Raw genomic sequence first — 5,589 nt, forward strand, 5'->3', positions numbered from 1 at the left:
CCCCGCCAAACCCACCGACCGGGCGAACCCCGCAAACCCCCAGCCCACACCACCCCGCCACCACCCCACCCCACGAACCCCACACCTTTCGCACACACGGCACGGCGACGGCCGGGGCGGCGCATTGCAGTTCTGGCAGACCGCCCAGGTCCGGCACTACGCGTGCAAGGCGTATGACGACTGGTTCGCCACCATTCCGCCCGTCGAATACCCGTGGCAGCCGCTGTCGGACCTCAGCCACCTCGCGCACGCCCTGGTGGCCTGCGGGGAGAACGAACGCGCGGCGTACGTGTTCCGGGCGATGGGCCCCTACGTCACGCCGCAGCCGTGGCAGGACATCAACGCCAGCCTCGGCCGCTCCAGCGACTGGAGGGACGAGTTCCTCCGCATCCGCGCGTCCGTCCTGCGCTAGCCGGGGTGCCCCGATACGCAGCCGCGCCCCGCCGGACCAACAGGAACACCGCCCTGAACTGTCCTCGCGCTCCCCTTACCTTCCGAAAGTGATCTCTGGTGTCTCACAGAAGAGCCAGCACGGTTGAACCAACCAGCTCCGACGATGCTTTCCTCGCCCAACTCGGCATCAAGCCCGAACTGAGCCGCAAGATGGGCGCCTTCGGGAACTTCGCGATTTCCTTCAGCGTGATCTGCATCCTGGCCGGCGGCATGAGCCTGTTCGGGTTCGGCCTGGGCCACGGCGGCCCGGTGGTCATGCTCGGCAGCTGGGTCGTCATCGGCCTGCTGACGCTGCTGGTGGGCATGTCCCTGGCCGATGTCGTCTCCGCCTATCCGACCTCGGGCGGCCCGTACTTCATGGCCGACAAGCTCGGCGGGCGTCGCTGGGGGTGGGTGACCGGCTGGCTGAACCTGCTCGGTCTGCTCGGCGCGATCGCCGGCATCGACTACGGGGCAGCCGCCTTCGCCGGGGCGTTCGCGCAGATGCAGTGGGATATCACTCCCACCGACGGAACCACCATGACCATCTTTGGGTGCATCCTGCTCCTGCACGGTTTGCTCAACTCGGCTGGTGTGCGCCTGGTGACCGTGCTGAACTCGATATCCGTGTGGTGGCAGCTGGTCGGCGTGGCCGTCATCGTCGGCGCTTTGACCATCGCCCCCGCCCAGCATCAGTCGCCGAGCTTCGTGTTCACCCACTTCCACAACGACACCGGCTTCTCCAGCCCCGTCTACGTCGCGCTCGTCGGCTCGCTCCTGGCGGGCTACACGTTCTGCGGCTACGACGCCTCCGCGCACGTCGCCGAGGAAACCACCGACGCGCAGACGTCCGCCCCCCGCGGCATCGTGCGCTCCATCTGGGTGTCCTGGGCGGCCGGGTTCGTGCTCCTGGCCGGCCTGCTGTTCGCCATGCAGGACTACGCCGCTACGCAGAACTCCGCGACGGGTGTGCCGCCCGCGCAGATCTTCCTCGACGTTCTCGGCGCGAGCGGGGCCAAGGCACTGCTCCTGGTCGTCATTGTCGCGATGCTGTTCTGCGGCAACGCCGAGGTCGCCGCGGCCAGCCGCATGGTCTACGCCTTCTCCCGCAGCCGGGCCTTGCCCGGCTGGCAGTCCTGGCGACGCGTGAACGCCCGCACGAAGACGCCCACGCGGGCGGTGTGGTTCGTCATCGTCGTGCCGTTCGTTCTGGCCCTGCCCGCGCTGTGGTCGCCCGCCGCCTACGGCGCGATCACCGCGATCAACGCCGTCGGGATGACGCCGGCCTACGGCATCCCCGTCTACCTTGCCCTGCGCAAAGGCGACGCCTACCAGCCCGGCCCCTGGAACCTCGGGTCCTGGCGGCGCCCCATCGGCTACCTCGCCATCGCCTACGTCGCGGCCATCACGGTGGTGTTCTGCCTGCCGCAGGCCACCCCCATCATCGCCGACTCCTTCAACTACGCCGGAGTGACCCTGCTGGCCGCGCTGCTGCTGGCCTGGGCCACCTGGATCACCCGCGGCAAGCGGGACTACCACATCACCGCCTCATACGCCGCCCAGCCCGGCGAAGCCATGCTCAGCGAAGGTTTCTGATGAACACGACCACCGACCCCACCCCGACGCCGTGGCCCACCGGACCAGTGAACCGCAACTCCCTGCGGCGCCTGCTCAAGGACCGAGCCGTCACCGACATCATGCTGGCCGTACCCGACCTGCAGGGCCGGCTGATGGGCAAACTCTTCAACGCCTCCGTCTTCCTCGAGCGGATGACCGGCGGGGCGGAGATGTGCTCCTACATCCTGGCCACCGACGTCGACATGACCCTGCTGGACACTTTCGACTTCACCGGCTGGGACCAGAGGTTCGGGGACTCCCTCGTCATCCCCGACCTGGACCAGGTCCATATGCTGCCGCACCGGCCCGGTACCGCCCTCGTCTTCGGCACACCCGTCCACGACGACACCTCCCCCGTCGAGGCCGCACCCCGCCGCCTGCTGACGACGCAACTCGACCGCCTGCGCCACCTGGGATCCGAGGTAAAGGCCGGTATCGAGGCCGAGTTCGTCCTCTACACCAACGGGCCAGGCGGCCGCGCCCCGGCCTGGACAGCGAACCTGGACTACGCCCTCAACCACCCACCCGAACTCAGCGCCTTCCTCCACCACCTGACCCAAGCGCTGACCGATGCCGGCATCGGCTACGAGGCCTTCAAAACCGAGGGGGCAGCCGGCCAGTGCGAGGTGACCTTCCCCTACGGTGACGCCCTCGCCGCCTGCGACCACTACACCGTCTTCCGGCACATCGTCGCTCACATCGCCAGCCGGTACGGCATGACAGCCGTGTTCATGGCCGCCCCCCAAACGGGCGTCGCAAGCGGCCTGCACCTGCACCTGTCCCTGTGGGACGAGCACCACAAACCCGTCTTCGCCCACCGCCGGACAGAGGACCTGCCGCCGGTGATGGCACACGCCGTGGCCGGGCTGATCTCCGCCCTCCCGCACCTGGCGCCCCTGTACGCGCCCACCATCAACTCCTACAAGCGCTACCAGCCCCACTCCTTCGCCCCCACCCGCTACAACTGGGGCTACGACCACCGCGGCTGCGCTATCCGCGCCTGCGGCCACGGCGCCGGCACCCACCTCGAAGTACGCCTCGCCGGCGCCGACGCCAACGCCTACCTCGCCCTCGCCGCCTACACCGCCGCCATCGCCCACGGCATCGAGGAAGAGCTGACGCCGCGGCCAGCCTGCGACCACGACGCCTACCAGGACCAGGGCTCCATCCCCCTGTATCCCGACCTCGCCGAAGCCCTCACCTACTTCGAGCACAGCACCATCGCCCACCTCCTGCTCGGCCAAGACGTCATCCGCCACTACACCCACGCCGCCCAAGCCGAACTCACCTGGCACCGCAGACACGTCACCGACATCGAACGACAACGCGGAATCCGATAAGCCCCCTGCCGCCGGGTACAACTCCCCCCTCCGCGGCAGGGCCTCCCCCGTTCCCCGGCTGACGGCGGCCGGGAAACCCGGCCCAGCCACATCGCCGAGATCGTGGCATCAGTTCAAGGCGAGCCGGACTGATGCCGACCGGTAGCGTGGCGATACCCGCGCGGTCAGCCGCGGCCTACGAAAGCTGGCGGCCACCGATCGTCGGCGTCGCACTCCTTGTCCCGGTCGGCACCCACTGCCTCGCCGTCGTCGACCTCCACGGAAATGCTCATGCTGCCCGCCGGTGACGTGCGCCCCGGACAGTCCGTCGAAGAGGCGGGCGCACAACGTGCCCGGTCCTGCAGCAGATGACCTTCAACCGCTCCGCCCAGGAGCCGTGGACTGGATCCAGAAGCGCCGACGGACCATCACCACACACCTCCTGGATTCACGACCGACGACGCGGGCGGTCGTCGATTCTGACCTACCCCGACGCCCGAGCCGATGTGCGCATCATGCCGACACTGCACTTCATCGAGCGGGTTGGGCCCCAGGCCCGACTCAGGGCCCTGGCAGGGATCCAAGCCCTCGCTACGGACCAGATGGCCTTCATTGAAGGCGGCACAGTGCGACTGCCATCCCCACGGAATTCGCCCCCAGGTAGCAACCAGCACGTGACCGATGACCCCTCGTCGTTTTCCGCCGCGCCCAAGCAGGCGCCATCACCTACCAGCCGTAGAACCGACCCACAGACCAGCACATCGCCACGGTGCAGCGCCCGCGGGTGCTGCACCAGGCGCCCCACCCCTTCCACCCGATCGGCCTTCATGAACGAGATGTCAGGTGAGATATCTGTGCCCGCCGGACAGCAGTCCCTGGGAAAAAAGCAGGCGAACCTGCTCACTGCGATCATGCGGGGGGTGCCTGTCCTGGGACCCGGCAAGGAGCCCCACGTGCTGACCGACGGGGACGTCCGCAGCGCTCTCGCCGCCCTTCCGCCAGGCACCGACGCACAGGAGACCGGCGAGATCAACCGAGCGCGTCCGCGTCTGCTGAACGCGATCATCGGGGCCGAGGCCAGACGCACGGGCTACGTCCGGGGCCTGCCACGCCACGGCGTGGAGCCGCTGCTGCGGACCGTCGGCGAGGCCGTTCACGCCCCCCTGGTCCTGCGGGTCGTGTACGGCGCCAGTACCGAGGTGCCGCTTAGGGCGCTCAGCTATGTCCTCCCGGCCGTCCGGATGGCGGCACGGCTGACCGAGGCCGGCCATCGCGCCCCCCATCTCCAGATCGTGCTCGCCGCTGACCTCGGCTGCCGGGTCAACGGTCTGTCCGGGCCCATCGTGGCCGCGGAGACGGACCTGCTCGCCCGCTGCCTCGACCTGTTCCTGTCGGCGCTGGCTCCGGGGAATTACGGGGTGTACGCCACGCTGCCGTCGGCCGATGTCCTCGGTGCACTGGGCGACCTGGTGCACCGTCTGACCCCGGCCCGGCGGGCGGAGGTCGTCGAGCGGCTCGGCGGCAAGGGCGGCGCCACCGCCGACGAGCAGACCCTGTTGTACGCGGCCGCCCACGTCCTGGTGCACGACCGTGCCGCCGTCCCGCTCGTCCTGGGGCAGGGCGCTCCGGTGCCGGAGAACGCCAGAGTGATCGACATCGGCAGCCTGGAAGAGCGCCACTTCCACGACGTACGACGCCTGTTCGCATCCGGCACGGCGGAGGGCACCGGTCCGGGTGCGCTGGTGCTGTCCCGGCACTCGGTGCCGCCGTACTCCATGGCGCGGGGCGGGGACATCGGGCTGCGGGAGTTCCTGGGCGGGGCCAGTACGCAGAGCAGGCCGCTGGCCGCCGCCGCCCGCCACGACCTGCGGCTGCTGTGGACCGTGCTGCCGCCAAACGAGCTGCGCGAAGTCGTCGCAGTCCGGCAGGAGGCGCTGCGATGACCGACGGACCCGGATTAGCCGTACTGCCACTGCGTCCCGGTTAACTACAGGAGCTTCTTCCCCTCTGGCACCTCTGGTTCTGGAGAGAATCTTCATGTTCCTGGAAGGTATCCGAGGGTTTGCAAGGCATATCAGTTACATCTGGCACGTCGACGACCGTCTACCGCGCGGAGAGAGCCATCTTCTCGGCGTCGCTCGAATCCTGACCCTCTGACGGCGGATCAAAAGTGACCCACTCGGTGATCTTCGCCTGAACCTGATCTTGATCTGAGGTCAGG

Annotated in this window: 3 protein-coding genes and 1 pseudogene; all 4 read left to right on the top strand. The window is 68.8% G+C overall.

Annotated elements, in window-relative coordinates; all coding sequences use genetic code 11:
- Positions 1 to 412, top strand: a pseudogene (locus ABZZ74_RS52245) (hypothetical protein); the annotation flags it as partial.
- 98 nt (positions 413 to 510) lie between these two features.
- Positions 511 to 2,028, top strand: a complete 1,518-nt coding sequence (locus tag ABZZ74_RS52250) for an amino acid permease (protein WP_356951168.1) — start codon at positions 511 to 513, stop codon at positions 2,026 to 2,028.
- A complete protein-coding gene (locus ABZZ74_RS52255) occupies positions 2,028 to 3,389 on the top strand; it encodes a glutamine synthetase family protein (RefSeq protein WP_356951169.1) in 1,362 nt (453 codons plus the stop codon). The genes ABZZ74_RS52250 and ABZZ74_RS52255 overlap by 1 nt, the downstream gene beginning before the upstream one ends.
- A 932-nt stretch (positions 3,390 to 4,321) precedes the next feature.
- Positions 4,322 to 5,311, top strand: coding sequence for a hypothetical protein (locus ABZZ74_RS52260; RefSeq protein ID WP_356951170.1), 990 nt, complete (start codon positions 4,322 to 4,324; stop codon positions 5,309 to 5,311).
- Positions 5,312 to 5,589 lie beyond the last annotated feature (278 nt).

This window comes from Streptomyces sp. NPDC006476, assembly GCF_040612015.1.
GTDB classification, from domain to species: Bacteria; Actinomycetota; Actinomycetes; order Streptomycetales; family Streptomycetaceae; genus Streptomyces; species Streptomyces griseorubiginosus_B.